The following is a 15,698-nucleotide window of genomic DNA, read 5'->3' on the forward strand; positions in this document are numbered from 1 at the left end:
ATGGCCAGCGCCACCGCCCAGGCCGACGCGGACTCAGTCCTCGTCGGCTTCGTCGCTGTCGACGGGGTCGGCGTCTTCGGCGCTGGCCTTCAGGCCCAGCGCGGCCGGCAGCATCAGGGCGCGCAGCACCTGGAAGATTTCGCGGTAGGCGCGCGGCGGCTTGTTCCTGGCCTTTTCGGCCTGGGCATTGCGCACCAGCGTGCGCAGCTGCTGGCGGTCGGCCTGCGGGTAGTCGTCCAGCAGTGCAGCCAGCGCCTTGTCACCCTCGGCCAGCAGGCGCTCGCGCCAGTCTTCCGCGCGGTGCATCATCGCCACTTCGCGGCGGCCGGTTTCGCTGTTGGCGTCCAGCGCATCGCGGATCGCATCCAGCGTGGCGTCTTCTTCGCGGCGCATGTGCTTGGCCAGGAACGCCAGCTGGCGCTTGTGGGCGATGTGGGCGGTGATGCGCTTGCACTCGGCGATATGCGGCAGCAGGTCTTCCGGGATCGGCAGGCGTGCCAGCTGCGCCGGGGTCAACGACACCAGCTTCTCGCCCAGGGCCAGGACGTCGAGCGCGTCGCGCCGGTTCTGGCTGCGGCTCTTGTCGTGGAATTCACCGGTTTCTTCGTCGCGTCCGCGCATCGTTCCTACCTGATCTCAAAAAAAGTCGCCCGGCGTGATGCCGGGCCCAACCCGTACAGGATAAAGCATTGAACGTGATCGCCCCTGAAGTCGCTGTCGGCGACGACAGCCTGGCCCGGCTGGAACGGCTGGCCGACCTCTCCCAGCAGCTGCTCGACCGCGCCCGTGCGCTGGGCGCCAGCCAGGCCGAGGTCAGCTGCAGCGAGGATCGTGGCCTGGAGGTCAATGTCCGCCTTGGCGAGGTGGAGACCGTGCAGTCCACCCGTGACCGCGGTATCGCCGTCACCGTCTATTTCGGCCAACGCAAGGGCAGCGCCAGCACCGGCGACCTGAACGAGGCCAGCCTTGCCGCCACGGTCGAGCAGGCCTGTGCGATCGCCCGGCACACCGAAGATGACCCGGCTGCCGGCCTGGCCGAGGCCGCACTGATGGCCACCGATTTCCCGGATCTGGATGCCTGGCACCCCTGGGCGCTGCAGGCCGACGAGGCGGTGGACCTGGCCCTGGCCTGCGAGAACGCAGGCCGTGAGGCCGATGCGCAGATCCGTAATTCCGACGGCGCCTCGGTGTCGAGCATGCAGAGCCTGTCGGTGTACGCCAATTCGCATGGCTTTTTCGGCCGTGAGCGTGGCACCCATCATTCGGTGGGCTGTGCGCTGATCGCCGGCCAGGGCGATGGCATGCAGCGCGATGGCTGGTACACCAGCGCGTTGGCCCGGGAGGACCTGGAAGACGTGGGCCTGGTCGGCCGTCGTGCTGCCGAGCGCACCGTCGCCCGCCTGCAGCCTCGCTCGATGGCCACCGGCACCATGCCGGTGCTGTTCGCCCCGGAAGTAGCGCGCAGCCTGGTTGGCCACCTGCTGTCGGCGGTGTCCGGCGGTGCGCTGTACCGCCAGGCCAGCTTCCTGCTGGACAGCGTTGGCCAGCAGCTGTTCCCGGACTGGATGCAGATCGAGGAACTGCCCCACCTGCGCCGTGGCCTGCGCTCGGCCGCCTTCGACGGTGACGGCGTGGCCACGCGTGCTTCGGCCCTGGTCCGTGACGGCGTGCTGCAGCGCTATGTGCTGGGCAGCTACTCGGCACGCAAGCTGGGCCTGCAGACCACCGCCAATGCCGGTGGCGTGCACAACCTGCAGCTGGCCGCCAACGCGGGCTCCCTGCAGGACATCGCCCGGCAGATGGGCGATGGCCTGCTGGTGACCGAACTGATGGGGCAGGGCGTGAACGGGGTGACCGGCGACTACTCGCGCGGTGCCGGCGGCTTCCGCGTCGAGAATGGTGAGATCCAGTACCCGGTGGATGGCATCACCATCGCCGGCAACCTGCGCGAGATGTTCAGCAGCATCGAAGCGGTCGGCAGCGACGTCGACCCGCGCTCGCACATCCGGACCGGTTCGATCCTGCTGGGGCGGATGACCATCGCCGGTAATGATTGATGGCGTCGATGGCGTAAGCTATGCCCGCCTGACGCAACCAGCTTGGTGCTGGTGGGTCAAGACCACCCAATGAAAAGGAGTTTTGTCGTGAGCGAATTCGATAACGTCCCGCCGCCGCCGGCCACCACCGACGTGCCGGCCGACCAGCGCACCATGGCCCTGGCTGCCCACCTGCTGGGTATCTTCACCGGCTTCATCGGCGCGTTGATCATCTGGCTGATCAACAAGGATGACGCGGGCAAGGCCTTCGTGACCGACCAGGCCAAGGAAGCCCTGAACTTCCAGATCACCGTGACCATCGCCATGGTCATCAGCATGATCCTGACCATCGTGATCATCGGCGTGTTCCTGGCCCCGATCGTGGGCATCATCAGCCTGGTGTTCAGCATCATTGCAGCGGTCAAGGCCAACAACGGCGAAGCCTATCGCTACCCGTTCGCACTGCGCCTGATCAAGTAATACCGGCGGCATGCGGAATTGAGAACGCCCGGCATTGCCGGGCGTTTTCATGTGCGGGGAGCGACGGGCGGTGCCCGGCGAGCGATCAATGATCGCGTTCGACCGCCAGCGTCGCCAGTGCACGCAGTGCATCGGCCTCTTCGCCATACCCGGCCAGGATCGACTGCATGCGTGCGGCCAGTTCGTGCAGCTGAGCCTTGGCACCGTCCATGCCGAGCAGGGCGGGGAAGGTGCTCTTGTCCTGCGCCTGGTCCTTGCCGGCGGTCTTGCCCAGCTGCTCGGAACTGGCCTCGACATCGAGGATGTCATCGCGTACCTGGAAGGCCAGGCCGAGTGCGTCGGCGAAGCTGTCCAGCTGGGCCAGCTGAGGTTCGTGGGCCTGGCCGCACAGCGCGCCCATGCGCACCGCCGCACGGATCAGCGCGCCGGTCTTCAGGGCATGCATGCGGGTCAATGCCGCCAGCGTCTGCTGCTGGCCGGTGGCATCGATATCCAGCGCCTGGCCGCCGCACATGCCAGCGGCGCCGGACGCGTGGGCCAGGGTCTGCAGGCAGGCCACGCGCAGCGTGGCCGGCAGCGGTGCATCGGCCAGCAGGCCGAAGGCACGGGTCTGCAGCGCGTCGCCTGCCAGAATCGCGGTGGCTTCATCGAAGGCGATGTGGGTGGTCGGCTTGCCGCGACGCAGCGCGTCGTCATCCATCGCCGGCAGGTCGTCATGCACCAGCGAGTAGGCGTGGATGAGTTCGACGGACATGGCGGCCGCATCCAGGCTTTCCGGCTGCGCACCGAACAGGTGGCCACTGGCGTAGACCAGCAGCGGGCGCATGCGTTTGCCACCGCCCAGCACCGAATAGCGCATGGCCTGGTGCAGGCGCTGCGGCGCTTCGGCAGGCGAGGGCAGCGCGGCGTCGAGCTGGCTTTCGATACGGTCGCGCCAGCGCGCGAACAGAACCTCAGCCGTCATGGCTGGGCGGATCGAAAGGCTCGGATGCTTCCGGCTGCGCCGGATCGCTGAGCAGGCGCACGCGCAGCTCGGCCTGCTCCAGCGCCTGCTGGCACTGGCGATACAGACCGACGCCACGTTCGTAAGCACTGAGCGAAGCTTCCAGGCTCAGCTCGCCGGTTTCCATCTGCTCCACCAGCTGCTCCAGCGATTCGAGCGACTGCTCGAACTGGGCGACCGGGGAGGCGTTTTCGGGGGACTTCTTGGCCATGCGGCAAGTGTGGACGGGCCGCGCGCGGGGGTCAATTCACCAGCCGCCCGGGCGCCATTGCAACTGTGCGCCATGCGCCTGCAGCCAGGCCTGCAGCGGTGCGGCGATGACCACGTCGGCGGCGGCCAGCAACTGCGGGCCATCAAAGATCAGCGGCAGCTGCGCGCGTCGCCAGGGGGCGAGGTGTTCGCGTTGCAGGCAGTCCTTCAATGCGTGCGAATGCTGGCGACCGGGCAGCAGAATGCGCTCACCGCCCACGCGTGCACGGACCTGCAGCGGGCGATCGAAGGCCGGGGTGCCCTGCAGGCGCAGCTGTCCGCCATCGGGCAGTGCCAGCGGTGCGCGTCCATCCCATTCGGCCTGCCACTCGTGGGGAAGCGCAGGCAGCCGGGCCGGCAGCAGGTAGGCGTGGTCGCGCCACTGTTGGATCGCGTGATCGTGCCAGCACACCCGCGCCTGGCGATCGTTGTCGGCCGGCAGCAGCTCGTCCAGCGCCTGCTGCAGCACCGTGGCCGGCAGCGGTGCCGCACCGTGGCCCACCACCCAGGCACGCAGCACGCGTGCGGCACGGCCCGTTGAGACCTGGCGAAGCAGCTGCAGCGACAGCACGCGTGGAGCGACTTCCAGGTGTGCGATCAGCTCGGCGTCTTCCTCGTCAAGCAGTTCGCGGGTCTGCCCGCAGTGCGTTGCGCTGCCCGCCATCGCCGCAGCGGCATGCGGCCAGCGCTGGCGCAACAGTGGCAGTACCTGCAGGCGCAGGAAGTTGCGATCGGCGTGGTCGTCGCCATTGCTGGGGTCTTCGATCCAGTGCAGTGCATGCTGGCGGGCATGGTCGAGCAGGGCGCTGCGGGGCACCGCCAGCAGCGGTCGCCATAGAGGCTTTTCGCCAAGGCGGCTGTGCGCGGACATCGCGGCAAGGCCATCGACGCCGGACCCACGCAAGGCACGCAGCAGGAACGTCTCGGCCTGGTCGTCCAGGTGCTGCGCCAGCGCCAGTGTTTCGCCGTCGCGCAGTTCGGCGGCGAACGCGGCACGTCGCGCCTGCCGTGCCGCACCTTCGAGACCCAGCCCCGTACCGCTTTCAACCTGCACGTGGCGCACGGCCAGTTCGATGCCCCGTGCCGCGCATTGCTGCTGGCAGTGCAGCACCCAGTCGTCCGCATCGGCTTGCAGGCCATGGTGCACGTGCACCGCGCGCAGCGAGGTGCCGGAGGCCTGTGCGCAGCACCACAGCCAGTGCAGCAGCACGGTGGAGTCGACACCGCCGCTGTAGCCCACCAGCACGGGCGCATCCAGCGGAACGAGGGCAGGGAATTCGGTCACGGCGGCAAGTATAGGGTTGCTCGGCAGGGCTGCGCCCTGCACCCGCTACAAGCAACAGCAACAGCCGAAGCAACAGCAGAAGCGGGGTTCCTGAGGGTTGGCGGGGTGGGTCCGGTTGCGGGAGACGCCGTAAACCCATCCATGGGGGCTTGGCCGCGGCATCCATGCCGCGGACACTCCCGCAACCGGACCCATCCCGCCTTCGACAGATATTCGCGATCTGTCGGAAATGCTCTTGGGGTCAGATCCGTTTTCCGCAGGAAAACGGATCTGACCCCGATTTATTTCGATATCTGACGGATTTCATCCACGCGTGGCGTGGATCTACCAACCGTCATCGGGAAACTGTCGGGGGTGGGGCGGTGTGGGTGGGCAGGACCGTTGGCGCCATGGNATTTATTTCGATATCTGACGGATTTCATCCACGCGTGGCGTGGATCTACCAACCGTCATCGGGAAACTGTCGGGGGTGGGGCGGTGTGGGTGGGCAGGACCGTTGGCGCCATGGATGGCGCCATCGAGCCCCCAGGGATGGGTTTACGGCGTGTCCTGCCCACCCACACCGCCCCACCCAACTCACAGAAATCCAGAGCCGCTTCGGCTGTTGCTGTTGCTGTTGCTCTGGCTTGCAGCAGGTGCAGGGCGCAGCCCTGCCGAAAACCCTACTTCACCCGACGACCCGAACGGTCGATGCGGAACCGCTCTCCGCCTTCCATCGGGGTGTGGCCATCGGCATCCGGCGTGCCGCGCCGGCAGCCATTGCAGACTTCGGCCACGCCATCCTGGAACGGCCAACCGAAATCGAAGGTGCCGGGCACCACCTGGCGGAACTTCAGATCGAAGTAGGCCACGCGGTTGCCGACGCGGGCGCGCAGCAGGCCTTCCTGCGGTGTTTCCGGACCGTTGTCCCAGGTCAGTACCGGCAGGCTGCGGCCCTTGCGGTTGACGTAGTGGAAGCCCCGGTCGGCGTACACCACGGCCAGGCCATGGTCGTCGTAATTCAGTTCCTTCAAGGTGTCGGCACTGATCTTCGGCCGGTGATCGACCACTTCGCAGTTGGGCAGCGGCCACAACCCGTGTTCGTCGGTCAGCAGCTTGCACGCCGGTGCCTGTGCCGCTGCATTGGCACTGACCAGCACGCCAAGCAGGACCAGCGACCGCGCGAAGCGGCCGCTGGCAGGGGCAGGGTGGGCCTGCCTCACGATCACTTGGCCTCGGCCTTGCGCTCGAATGCGGTCGGCGCCGGCAGCTGTACCGGCACGCCCTTGTCGTCGCAGGTGCCGGCCTGGCACAGGCGCTCGCGCAGGGCCGGGGTGGCCTGCACGATCATGTGGTAGATCGCGTTCTGTTCCAGCGTGCCGCGGATCGCCTTGCTGCCCGGGCCGCGTGCCCAGATACCGACGTCTTCGCCGCCGTGCGACTCGGACTTCATCGGCACCAGTGCTTCCTGCATGTAGTCCGGATGCTCGGTGTCGACCTCGCGCAGGTTCGGGCGGCCGTTGGCCGGTTCGAAGCTGCTCGGGTTGTGCGGGTAACGCTTCGGGCCAGCCGGCTGCTGGTTGCTGCTGCCGGTGTGGCCCGGGCCATTGGCGTAGCTCAGGGTGGTGTACGGCTGGCCGGTGCCGTCCAGCGCGTAGTCGAGCTTGCCGGCGCCATCTTCGCCGCCCTTGTCCTTGACCTTGCCCAGGATCGGGTTGCCGCGTGCCGGGTAGCCGACGAAGTTCAGGGTGTGCGAGTGGTCGGCGGTGACGATGATCAGGGTGTCGTCGGCCGACGTCAGTTCGTTGGCCACGCGCACCGCGTCGGACAGGGCCACGGTCTCGGTCAGCGCACGGTAGGCGTTGCCGCTGTGGTTGGCGTGGTCGATGCGCGCGCCTTCGATCATCAGCACGTAGCCTTCCTGGTGCTTGGCCAGGTTCTTGATCGCGGCGGCAGTCAGTTCGGCCAGGCTCGGCTCACCACCCGGATCCTGCGGACGCTCGTACTCGTAGCGCATGTGGTCCGGCTCGAACAGGCCAAGAATGGCCGGAGCGTTGGCGGCGGCGGCCAGCTGCTTGCTGTTCCACACGTAGGCACCCTGCGGATGCGCCTGCTGCCATTCCTGCACCAGGCTGCGGCCATCCAGGCGCTGGCCGACCTTGTCGTCGTACTCGGGATCGCGCTCTTCCACGGTGGTGAACTCACCACGACCACCGCCGAGGGCGACCAGCGGGCCACGGCCATAGCGCGAGGTGGACAACAGCTGCTGGGCGATGTCCTTGCAGCCGGCGGCCTTCGCGGCTTCGGTCAGGTCGGTGTCGTTTTCCCAGTTGCGCTCGGGCGAGTGCGCGTAGGTGGCGGCCGGAGTGGCATGGGTCAGGCGTGCGGTGGACACCACACCGGTGGCCAGGCCGGCGCTGTCGGCCAGCTGCAGCCAGGTCAGCAGGCCCTTGGACAGGCTGTCGGCGCAGTCGGTGCGGCTGCCGGCGCTGACGCCGATCGCGCCCATGTGGGTCTTCACGCCGGTGGTGATGGCGGTCATGGTGCCGGCCGAATCCGGGGTTTGCGAATCGGTGTTGTAGGTCTTGCTGAACGCCGTGGCCGGGAAGCGCTCCCAGGACAGCAGGTTCTCTTCACCCGAGCCGCCCTTCTGCTGGCCTTCGTAGATGCGCGAGGCGGCCACCGTGGTCAGGCTCATGCCGTCGCCGAGGAACAGGATGACGTTCTTGGCCTTGCCGGACATCGCGCCGTTGGCGGCGGCCTGGGCGGCGCCGCTGCGGTACCACCACTGCGGGGTCTCGCCGGCCGGATGGGCAACGGGGTCGACGGCGACCTTCAGGCCGGCCGGGGCGGACGCGGGGGTGGTGCTGGCGCAGGCGCCCAGCAGCAGGGTGGTGGCGCAGGCGGCCAACAGGGAGACGGAACGGCGCATGGACGCTGGGATCTCACAAACTGTAACGGGACGTTCATTATGCCCGCCCTCGCAAGGCACGCCGATGACACACTGATTTGCCGGCCGGGCGGTCGTTCCGCGGGCCGCCTTGGGCTATCGTGCCAGCATCCCTTCCTTCCCCTCTGGATTGCCTATGAAGCTGGTCTCTGCCTGGCTGCGGATTCCATTCTGGCAGCGCGTGGTCGGTGGCTTCGTGCTCGGCGCGCTGGCCGGCTGGGCGCTCGGCCCGGCCGCGGAAACGTGGTTCGGCCCGCTCGGCGAGCTGTACGTCACCCTGATCAAGATGATCGCCGTGCCGCTGGTGTTCTTCGCGGTCATCAACGCAATCTCGTCGCTGCACGGCCAGAAGTCGGTCGCCGCGCTCAGTGGCCGCACCTTCCTGTGGTTCGTGATCACCGCCGCGTTGGCGGTGTGCGTCGGCCTGGGCGTGGGCACCGTGCTGCAGCCCGGCGCCGGTGGCCTGCAGCTGTCGATGGCCAGCAACTACGTGCCGCGCGAAGTGCCCAGCGTGGTGCAGGTGCTGCTGGACGTGGTGCCGGCCAATGTCTTCTACGCGCTGTCCGGCATCGGCACCAAGGTCAATGCGGCCGGTGAAACCGTGCTGGCTGCCGGTCGCGGCTCGATCCTGCCAGTGATCTTCTTCGCTGGCCTGGTGGGCTTTGCCATCGTCAAGCTGGGCGAGAAGGTGACCGAGGCGCGCAAGCTGGTCGGGCAGATGAGCGACATCATGATCCAGGTGACCCGCTTCGTGCTGGAAGTCACCCCGATCGGCACCTTCGGCCTGATTGCTGGCCTGGTCGGCAGCTACGGTTTCGAGAAGCTGCTGCCGCTGGGCCACTTCGTGCTGGCGCTGTACGTGGCCTGCGCACTGCACATCGTGGTGGTCTACAGCGCACTGCTGCTGGCGCACGGCCTGAACCCGTTGAAGTTCTTCCGTGGCGCGGCGCCGGGCATGCAGGTCGCCTTCGTCAGCTCGTCCAGCTTCGCAGCGATGCCGGTGGCGTTGCGCTCGATCACCCACAACCTGGGCGTGAACAAGGACTACGGTTCGTTCGCGGTGCCGCTGGGCGCCAGCATCAAGATGGATGGCTGCGGCGCGATCTACCCGGCGCTGTGCGCGGTGTTCATCGCGCAGTACAGCGGTGTGCCGCTGACCCCGGAGCAGTACGTGGTGGTGCTGATTGCCTCGGTGCTGGGCAGCTTCGGTACCGCCGGCGTGCCGGGTACCGCGGTGATCATGGCCACGGTGGTGCTGAGCGCAGCCAACCTGCCGCTGGAGACCATCGGCTACCTGTATGCCATCGACCGCATCCTGGACATGATGCGTACGATGACGAATGTGACGGGCCAGATGCTGGTGCCGGTGATCGTGGCCAAGGAAACCGGCCTGCTTGACCAGGCGGTGTATGACAACCCGTCCAGCAATGTGGGTGTGGACGATCCTGATCCAACACCGCCACGCGCCTGAGGCTGCGTGGAGATGAAAGGCCCGCCCTGACCGGCGGGCCTTTCGTTTGGGAAATGGCTGGCGCGGTGCCGGCCGAGGCGGGCACCTGGTAGATCCACACCATGCGTGGATGAAGGCAGAGCCGACCAGGGTTGGCAGGTACCCAGCGTGTGCAGGCCCAACAAAAAAGCCGCTGCAGGGCAGCGGCTTTTTCGTGTCAGGCGGCGCGGTAGCGCCAACCGGTCAGATCAGAGATCGACCCGGCGGGCCTGCATGAACTTGTTGCCCCAGTAGCCGCTGAGCAGGGTGTCCACGCGGACGTCCTTGCCCGAGCTCGGCGCGTGCAGGAAGCGGCCGTCGCCGACATAGATGCCGACGTGGTCAACACGGCCCTTGCGCCCGAAGAACACCAGGTCACCGGCAGCCAGCGCGGTGCGGTCGTTGATCAGTTCGGCGTTGTCATCGTGGGCCATCTCGCGCGAGACGCGCGGCAGCTCGATGCCCAGGGCCGAACGGAACACATAGCCGACCAGGCCACTGCAGTCGAAACCGCTGTCCGGGTTGCTGCCACCCCAACGGTACGGGGTGCCCAGCAGGGTCATCGCGCGGCGCAGCAGCGACTGCACCTTGCCGTTGTCGGCCGCGGTACCGACAACGCTGCCATTGGCGGTGCTGCTGGTGTCGTAGTTGGCGAGCAGGCGGCTGAGGTCGCCGGCCACCACGGCCGAACGGTCCATCAGCGGAATGGTGTCATTGGCGGCCAGGTGCGGCAGCAGGGCTGCCAGCGTGGCACTGGCGGCGGCATCGACGCGGCTGCGCTGCGGAGCGGCAGCCTCGGCCTTGGCGGCCGGTCGGGTGGTGTTCTCGGCCACCGGGGCCGGGGTCACATCGGAACGGTTCGGAGCAGTCTGCGACCAGGCCGGAAGGCTGGTCAGACACAGTGCCAGGCCAAGCAACAGCGGGCGGGCACTACGTGAAGATACGGAAGTCTGGCCTTCGCTTTTCAGGTCGTCAGTCGTCACGCGTCGGTCACAGGAAAAAAACGATGGGGCATCATGCCCTGTAAAAGCGGCAATAAGTTAAAAATTCCGTTAGAAAACCGTTAGTTTCAGGGTGATGTGCGTCACAGTTTTGAACATATCGCCTGTTCATTTTAGCGAAGGACACGTTTCGCGCCGGTGTAGTGGTCTTTCCAGTAGGGGCCGCTGAGCGAGTCCAGGCGCACGGTGCCGCCGGTGCTTGGCGCGTGCACGAAACGACCTTCACCTACATAAATACCGACATGGGTGACGCTGCCGCGGCTGCCGAAGAACACCAGGTCGCCGGTGGCCAGACGCTGCGGGTCGATCTTCGGGCCCTGTACCGCCGCCAGATCGCGCGAGGTGCGTGGCAGCTTCAGGTCCAGCATCTCGCGGTAGACGTAGGCGACCAGGCCGCTGCAGTCGAAGCCGGAGTCGGGGGTATTGCCGCCATAGCGATAGGGGGTGCCGACCAGGCTGATGGCTCGCATCAGCACCGAGTTGGCGGCCTCGGGATTGTCCGGCACGGTCTTCGGCCAGTTTGCGGTTGGCGGTGGTGGCGCGGGACGGGTGGCCTTGCCGCCGCCGCAGGCGGTCATCAGCAGGGGCAGGACCAGCAGCAGGGCCGGGGCGAGGAACCGGCGGGGGCCGGACGAAACTGGCGTGATGTGCATGATCTCCGGATAATGCGCCACCTTGGATTGGCCGTCATGATGGCGGCGTCCCCGCCGGGCGACAACCCGCCCCAACCCGCCTGCCTCCGGCAGATCCAGACAGAGTTGCGCATGAAGATCGAAAAAGACCGCGTTGTCCGCTTCCACTACACCGTTTCCGAAGTCGGCCAGGAGCCGATCGAATCGTCCAAGGACCGCGGCGAGCCGCTGGCGATCCTGATCGGCCACGGCAACATCATCCCGGGCCTGGAAAACGCCATGATGGACAAGGAAGCCGGCGCGACCTTCAGCGTCGACGTCAACGCAGCCGATGCCTACGGCGAGCGCCGCGAGGGCCTGTCCCAGCGCGTGCCGAAGAAGCACTTCGGCAACACCAAGCTGGCTCCGGGCCAGCAGGTCGTGCTGCAGACCAACTTCGGCCCGCGTGCGGTGACCGTGCAGAAGGTCGGCATGAGCGTGGTCGACGTCGACCTGAACCACCCGATGGCTGGCAAGGACCTGCACTTCGACGTCGAAATCGTTGATGTGCGCGAAGCCGGCCAGGAAGAGATCGACCACGGCCACGTCCACGGCGACGGCGGCCACCAGCACTGATCGCAGTGCGATCGTGATGGCAGCAACGGCCCGCTTCGGCGGGCCGTTGCGTTTCTGGAACACGGCGCGGGCATCCATGGCGTGTGGGCCGGCGGCATAATGGCGGACCTGCCTGACGGATGCCCCGTGAACGCCGTTTCTCCTTCCCTGCAGCCGATGGCCTCCGGCGAACGCATCGCCGTGCTGGACGTGCTGCGTGGTGCCGCGTTGCTGGGCATCCTGCTGATGAACATCGAGGCCTTCAGCGGTCCGCTGGAACTGGCGTTCACCGGCATCGACGTGCATTGGCAGGGCATCGACTACTGGGCCGATGCCTTCGTCTACGTGTTCGTGCAGGGCAAGTTCTTCACCCTGTTCTCGCTGCTGTTCGGTGCCGGCTTTGCGGTGATGGCGCAACGCGCCGAAGTGGCTGGACGCGACTTCACCCCGTTCTACCTGCGCCGCAGCGCCGGGCTGCTGCTGATCGGCCTCTGCCACGCGCTGCTGGTCTGGTCCGGCGACATCCTGGTGATGTATGCGCTGATCTCGTTGCCGCTGCTGGCCTGCCGCGAGGCACCACGCAGCTGGCTGCCGTGGATGGGCGTGATCGTCTACCTGGGCGGCGCGGCGATGATGCTGCTGGTCGGCGCGATGGTGTCGATGGCCTCGACGGAGGACGTGCAGAAGATGCTCGCCGAAGCGCAGCAGGGCATCGATCTGCAGCGGCAGGTCTATGGGCAGGGCAGCTGGATGCAGGCCAATGTGCAGCGCCTGCACGAGTTCGGATCGTCAATGGGTGCGCTGCTGATCACCGGTCCGGAAGTGCTGGGCATGTTCCTGATCGGCAGTTGGTTCGCCGCCAGTGGTGCGCTGGCGGCGCCGGAACGCGTCCCGCGCCTGTATGCGTCACTGCGCTGGATTGCACTGCCGCTGGGCCTGCTGGTCACGTTGATCGGAGTTGCCTGGAAACCCTATCTGGCACCGGGCGCCTACGACCTGCCGGTGACGGCGGCGATGGGCCTGGTGACGATAGGCGGCCTGCCGATGTGCCTGGGCTATCTGGCGTGGATCGTGCACTGGCGCACGCGGCTGGCGTGGCTGGCCCCGGTCGGGCGCATGGCGCTGACCCATTACCTGGCGCAGTCGCTGTTCTGCACGCTGCTTTTCTATCACTACGGGCTGGGATGGTTCGAGGTGATGCCGCGCAGCGTGCAGCTGCTGTTCGCGCTACTGCTGTTCGCTGTGCAGGTGGGCATTTCGCACGCGTGGCTGCGGCGCTTCCGCTTCGGGCCGATGGAATGGCTGTGGCGGGCGATGACCTACCGGCAGTGGCCGCCGATGCGGCGCGGGGCTGGGCTGGGCTGATCGATGCAGGGCGCGCGCGAGGATGTCATCGTGGTCGGCGCCGGTGCCATTGGTCTGGCCGCCGCGCTCGCGTTGCGCGCGCAGGGGCGGCAGGTGCGGGTGATCGACCGTGGGCGCATCGGCGCGGCCACGTCGCACGGCAACTGCGGCACTGTGACTCCCAGTCATGCACCGCCACTGGCGGCTCCTGGCATACCGTTACGCGCGCTGCGATGGATGCTTGATCCACGCGCGCCGCTGTACGTGCGTACGCGGCTGGATCCAACGTTGTGGCGCTGGTTGCTGCAGTTCGGCGCACGCTGCAATGCCCGCGACTGGCTGCAGGCCACGCGCGCCCGCGCTGCGCTGCTGAATGATTCCCGGCTGCGCCTGGCCGAGTGGGTGCAGATGCATGCACTGGACTGTGAGTTCGACACCCGCGGGCTGGACTATGTGTTCGGTGACACGCGCAACTTCGATCACCACGCAGCCGAATGCGAAGCACTGGCCGCGCAGGGCATTGCCACGTACTGCATCGAGGGGGCCGACTATGCGCGTGCCAATCCGGCCTTCCATGATCGCCTTGCCGGTGCGATCCACTTTCCCGGTGATGCGCAGCTGCGGCCTGACCGCTACACCGCGGAAATGGCGCGTGTGCTGCGCGCGCAGGGCGTGGTGATCGACGAATGCCTGGACGTGCAGGGTTTCAGCGACGATGCACAAGGGGTACGGGTGCAGGTCGGCGGGCAGGTCGTGCGGGCGCGTGAGCTGGTGCTGGCCACCGGCCCGTGGTCGCGCGACTGGGCACGGCAGCTGGATCTGCGCGTACCGATCCAGCCCGGCAAAGGTTACTCGCTGACCTGGTCGCGACCGTTGCAGGTGCCGCAGCGCCCGGTGGTGCTGAAGGACCATTCCGTGTTCGTGATTGCCTGGCGCGAGGCGTTGCGACTGGGCGGCACCATGGAGTTCGCCGGTGCCGACCCGCAGCTGCGCACGGCCCGCCTGCAGGCCCTGCAGCAGGCCGCCGACCACTACCTGCGCGCGCCACGCGGTGCGCAGCTGCAGGAGCAGTGGTGCGGGTGGCGCCCGATGAGCGTGGACGACGTGCCATTGATCGGCCGTGCGCCCGCACATCCTCACGTCTGGCTTGCAGCGGGGCATGGCATGCTCGGCATCAGCATGAGCGCCGGCACCGGCCAGCTGATCGCCGATCTCGTCTGCGGCCGCACGCCAGCGATCGATCCTGCCCCTTACCGACCCGAGCGATTCCGATGAGCACTGCATCCTATGATTACGACCTGATCGTCCTTGGCGGTGGCTCCGCCGGCCTGGCCGGCGCGATCCGCGCTGCGCAGCACGGCAAGCGCGTGGCGATGCTGGAGCCTGGTGAACTGGGCGGGACCTGCGTCAATGTTGGCTGTGTGCCGAAGAAAGCGATGTGGCTGGCGGCTGACCTGCATGAGCGTATCGGCCTGGCCAGCGCGATGGGCTTCGATGTTGAAGCGCGTCCGGCGCTGTCGTGGAAGGAACTGGTGATCCATCGCCAGGCCTACATCAGCAACATCCATACCAGCTACCACAAGCGCCTGGACGAAACCGGCGTAGTGCGCATTCCGGCACGCGGCCATCTACTGGATGCGCACACCGTGGCCTGCAGCGATGGCGTGCGTTACAGCGCCGAGCACATCCTGATCGCCACCGGCGCACACCCGTTGCGTCCGGACATTCCCGGCGCGGAACTGGGTCTGGTCTCCGACGATTTCTTCGACCTGCGTGCCGCGCCGGCCGAGGTGGCGATCATCGGAGGTGGTTACATCGCAGTGGAACTGGCCGGCCTGCTGCAGGCACTGGGCAGCAGGGTGAGTCTGCTGGTGCGCGGCAAGCGGCTGCTGGAGCGCTTCGACTATGAGTTGACCGATCAGCTGGCCGAGAACCTGAAGCAGCAGGGCGTGCGCATCCATTTCGACTACCGGCTGCGCGAGCTGCAGCGTGATGGCGAACGCGTGCGTGCGTTTGGTCATGACGGCCCGCTCGACAACGTGTTCGATGCAGTGTTCTTCGCGACCGGTCGCCGCGGCAACAGTCGTGACCTCGGCCTGGAAGCGCTCGGTATCGACATCGGCGAACACCAGCAGGTGCAGGTGGACGAATGGCAGACCACCAGCGTGCCGAGCGTGCACGCGGTGGGTGACATCGCCGGCAAGGTCGGCTTGACCCCGGTGGCGGTGGCGGCGTCGCGGCGGCTGATGGATCGCCTGTTCGGTGGCCGCCCGCAGTCGAAGATGGACTACGAGAATGTGGCCAGCGTGGTGTTCTCGCACCCGCCGCTGGGTGCGGTGGGCATGAGCGAGGAAGAAGCGCGCGCGCGCTTCGACCAGGTGAGTGTCTACCACAGCCGTTTCCGCCCGATGCTGCAGGCACTGGCCAACGGCACCCAGCGCAGCCTGTTCAAGATGGTCTGCGCGGGCCCGGACGAACGGGTGGTGGGCATCCACCTGCTGGGCGAAGCGGCGGACGAGATCCTGCAGGGCTTCGCAGTGGCGGTGAAGATGGGCGCGACCAAGGCCCAGTTCGACGACACCGTGGCGATCCACCCGACCTCGGCCGAGGAAGTGGTGCTGATGCGCTGACCCGGGCCGTTGTAGAGCCGAGCCAT

Annotated in this window: 15 protein-coding genes; 7 read left to right on the plus strand and 8 right to left on the minus strand. The window is 67.2% G+C overall.

The window, feature by feature from the left end; translation table 11 throughout:
- Positions 1–33: 33 nt before the first annotated feature.
- On the minus strand, positions 34–621 hold the full coding sequence (gene yjgA / locus D5301_RS12120; RefSeq protein WP_049398682.1) for a ribosome biogenesis factor YjgA: 588 nt from the start codon (positions 619–621) through the stop codon (positions 34–36).
- A 68-nt stretch (positions 622–689) separates the two neighbouring features.
- Between yjgA and pmbA the strand changes: the two genes are divergently transcribed.
- Positions 690–2,057, plus strand: coding sequence for a metalloprotease PmbA (pmbA, locus tag D5301_RS12125; RefSeq protein ID WP_121504581.1), 1,368 nt, complete (start codon positions 690–692; stop codon positions 2,055–2,057).
- 87 nt (positions 2,058–2,144) lie between these two features.
- Positions 2,145–2,516 (plus strand): DUF4870 domain-containing protein, encoded by a 372-nt coding sequence (locus tag D5301_RS12130; protein ID WP_010482972.1) that lies wholly within the window; start codon positions 2,145–2,147, stop codon positions 2,514–2,516.
- An 85-nt stretch (positions 2,517–2,601) separates the two neighbouring features.
- On the opposite strand, the gene D5301_RS12135 is transcribed toward D5301_RS12130, so the two are convergent.
- The 5 genes from D5301_RS12135 to D5301_RS12155 all read right to left on the minus strand — a co-directional run bounded on the left by D5301_RS12135 (position 2,602) and on the right by D5301_RS12155 (position 7,964).
- Entirely contained in the window at positions 2,602–3,480 is an 879-nt protein-coding gene (locus D5301_RS12135) for a farnesyl diphosphate synthase (protein ID WP_121504580.1), read from the minus strand.
- On the minus strand, positions 3,470–3,730 hold the full coding sequence (locus D5301_RS12140) for an exodeoxyribonuclease VII small subunit (RefSeq protein ID WP_005410522.1): 261 nt from the start codon (positions 3,728–3,730) through the stop codon (positions 3,470–3,472). The genes D5301_RS12135 and D5301_RS12140 overlap by 11 nt, the downstream gene beginning before the upstream one ends.
- A gap of 36 nt (positions 3,731–3,766) precedes the next feature.
- Positions 3,767–5,053 carry a tRNA lysidine(34) synthetase TilS gene (tilS, locus tag D5301_RS12145; protein WP_324187314.1) on the minus strand — a complete coding sequence of 429 codons (1,287 nt, stop codon included), beginning with the start codon at positions 5,051–5,053 and terminating at the stop codon, positions 3,767–3,769.
- A 662-nt stretch (positions 5,054–5,715) separates the two neighbouring features.
- Positions 5,716–6,261, minus strand: coding sequence for a WG repeat-containing protein (locus D5301_RS12150; RefSeq protein WP_324187315.1), 546 nt, complete (start codon positions 6,259–6,261; stop codon positions 5,716–5,718).
- Positions 6,258–7,964, minus strand: coding sequence for an alkaline phosphatase (locus D5301_RS12155; protein WP_032128997.1), 1,707 nt, complete (start codon positions 7,962–7,964; stop codon positions 6,258–6,260). Before D5301_RS12155 ends, D5301_RS12150 begins: the two co-directional genes overlap by 4 nt.
- A gap of 154 nt (positions 7,965–8,118) precedes the next feature.
- On the opposite strand from D5301_RS12155, the gene D5301_RS12160 reads away from it, so the two are divergent.
- Positions 8,119–9,453 (plus strand): dicarboxylate/amino acid:cation symporter, encoded by a 1,335-nt coding sequence (locus tag D5301_RS12160; protein WP_006381938.1) that lies wholly within the window; start codon positions 8,119–8,121, stop codon positions 9,451–9,453.
- 227 nt (positions 9,454–9,680) lie between these two features.
- Here the strand turns inward: D5301_RS12160 and D5301_RS12165 are convergent, their stop codons facing one another.
- Both D5301_RS12165 and D5301_RS12170 read right to left on the minus strand, forming a co-directional pair.
- Entirely contained in the window at positions 9,681–10,454 is a 774-nt protein-coding gene (locus tag D5301_RS12165) for a C40 family peptidase (RefSeq protein WP_324187316.1), read from the minus strand.
- A 131-nt stretch (positions 10,455–10,585) separates the two neighbouring features.
- On the minus strand, positions 10,586–11,125 hold the full coding sequence (locus D5301_RS12170) for a C40 family peptidase (protein WP_110714359.1): 540 nt from the start codon (positions 11,123–11,125) through the stop codon (positions 10,586–10,588).
- Between the two features lie 111 nt (positions 11,126–11,236).
- Between D5301_RS12170 and D5301_RS12175 the strand changes: the two genes are divergently transcribed.
- From D5301_RS12175 to gorA, 4 genes are all read left to right on the plus strand, one after another.
- Entirely contained in the window at positions 11,237–11,719 is a 483-nt protein-coding gene (locus D5301_RS12175) for a peptidylprolyl isomerase (protein ID WP_110713041.1), read from the plus strand.
- A 99-nt stretch (positions 11,720–11,818) separates the two neighbouring features.
- Positions 11,819–13,063 carry a DUF418 domain-containing protein gene (locus tag D5301_RS12180; protein ID WP_153855799.1) on the plus strand — a complete coding sequence of 415 codons (1,245 nt, stop codon included), beginning with the start codon at positions 11,819–11,821 and terminating at the stop codon, positions 13,061–13,063.
- A 3-nt stretch (positions 13,064–13,066) separates the two neighbouring features.
- The gene (locus tag D5301_RS12185) at positions 13,067–14,317 is read left to right on the plus strand and encodes an FAD-dependent oxidoreductase (RefSeq protein WP_110713038.1); all 1,251 of its coding nucleotides are present in this window, start codon (positions 13,067–13,069) and stop codon (positions 14,315–14,317) included.
- A complete protein-coding gene (gorA, locus tag D5301_RS12190; protein WP_110713037.1) occupies positions 14,314–15,672 on the plus strand; it encodes a glutathione-disulfide reductase in 1,359 nt (452 codons plus the stop codon). Before D5301_RS12185 ends, gorA begins: the two co-directional genes overlap by 4 nt.
- Positions 15,673–15,698: the final 26 nt, after the last annotated feature.

Origin of the sequence: Stenotrophomonas sp. MH181796 (genome assembly GCF_009659995.1) — a bacterium.
GTDB classification, from domain to species: Bacteria; Pseudomonadota; Gammaproteobacteria; order Xanthomonadales; family Xanthomonadaceae; genus Stenotrophomonas; species Stenotrophomonas riyadhensis.

Bases quoted from the DNA above. Each gene is read 5' to 3' on its own strand.
- D5301_RS12185 (WP_110713038.1), top strand. From the start codon at position 13,067: ATGCAGGGCGCGCGCGAGGATGTCATCGTGGTCGGCGCCGGTGCCATT.
- D5301_RS12175 (WP_110713041.1), top strand. From the start codon at position 11,237: ATGAAGATCGAAAAAGACCGCGTTGTCCGCTTCCACTACACCGTTTCC.
- D5301_RS12180 (WP_153855799.1), top strand. From the start codon at position 11,819: ATGGCGGACCTGCCTGACGGATGCCCCGTGAACGCCGTTTCTCCTTCC.
- yjgA (WP_049398682.1), bottom strand. From the start codon at position 621: ATGCGCGGACGCGACGAAGAAACCGGTGAATTCCACGACAAGAGCCGC.
- D5301_RS12140 (WP_005410522.1), bottom strand. From the start codon at position 3,730: ATGGCCAAGAAGTCCCCCGAAAACGCCTCCCCGGTCGCCCAGTTCGAG.
- D5301_RS12160 (WP_006381938.1), top strand. From the start codon at position 8,119: ATGAAGCTGGTCTCTGCCTGGCTGCGGATTCCATTCTGGCAGCGCGTG.
- D5301_RS12170 (WP_110714359.1), bottom strand. From the start codon at position 11,125: ATGCACATCACGCCAGTTTCGTCCGGCCCCCGCCGGTTCCTCGCCCCG.
- D5301_RS12135 (WP_121504580.1), bottom strand. From the start codon at position 3,480: ATGACGGCTGAGGTTCTGTTCGCGCGCTGGCGCGACCGTATCGAAAGC.
- D5301_RS12155 (WP_032128997.1), bottom strand. From the start codon at position 7,964: ATGCGCCGTTCCGTCTCCCTGTTGGCCGCCTGCGCCACCACCCTGCTG.
- gorA (WP_110713037.1), top strand. From the start codon at position 14,314: ATGAGCACTGCATCCTATGATTACGACCTGATCGTCCTTGGCGGTGGC.